1 protein-coding gene is annotated in these 725 nt (G+C 68.3%); it reads right to left on the minus strand.

Annotated elements, in window-relative coordinates:
- Positions 1 to 725: aldose epimerase family protein (locus G7A99_RS22850; protein ID WP_163144325.1), on the minus strand; the 725-nt coding region annotated here is incomplete at both ends.

The raw sequence follows: 725 nt of genomic DNA on the forward strand, positions 1-725 counted from the left end.
TCGCTCACCCGGGCGGCCAGCGCATCCAGGGAGCCGCCGGTATTCAGCACCCAGTTGTGGTCGTAACCGCCCTGGTCTGGCTCGGTGCGTGCGAGCTGCGGGTCGTCGTCACGTATGTGGGCACCGATCCGGGTCGGCGTGCGGAAATCGAAGGGCGTGCCCTCGACACCCGCGAGGCTGCCGGTGGGGATCAGCGAGGTGTCGACCGGGGTGTAGCGGTCCGCGTTGATCATGGCGACCTGGTCGAGCACGTCCCCCTCGCCGGCGCCGGCGAGGTTGAAGTAGGTGTGATTGGTCAGGTTCACCACCGTGGGGGCGTCGCTGATCGCGGTGTAGTGGATGCGCAGGTCATTGTGCTGGTTGAGCGTGTAGCGCACGGTCACCGCCAGGTCTCCCGGGAAACCCATGTCGCCGTCGCGCGAGAGCAGGCTCAGCTCGACGCCCACACGGTTGGGCGCCTCGATCGCCCGTGCCTGCCAGACGCGGCTGTCGAACCCCTCCGGCCCGCCATGCAGGGCGTTGTCGCCGTCGTTGGTGGGGACGTGGTAGGTCTCGCCGTCGAGCGTGAACGTGCCGCCGTCGATACGGTTGCCGTAGCGCCCGATCAGCGCGCCGAAGTAAGGGCCGTTGTCGAGATAGGGTTTCAGGCGGTCGAAGCCGAGGGCGACGTCCTCTACCCGGCCGTTGCGGTCCGGGACCCGGATCGACTGGACGATGCCACCGTA

This window comes from Arhodomonas sp. KWT (assembly GCF_010993615.1).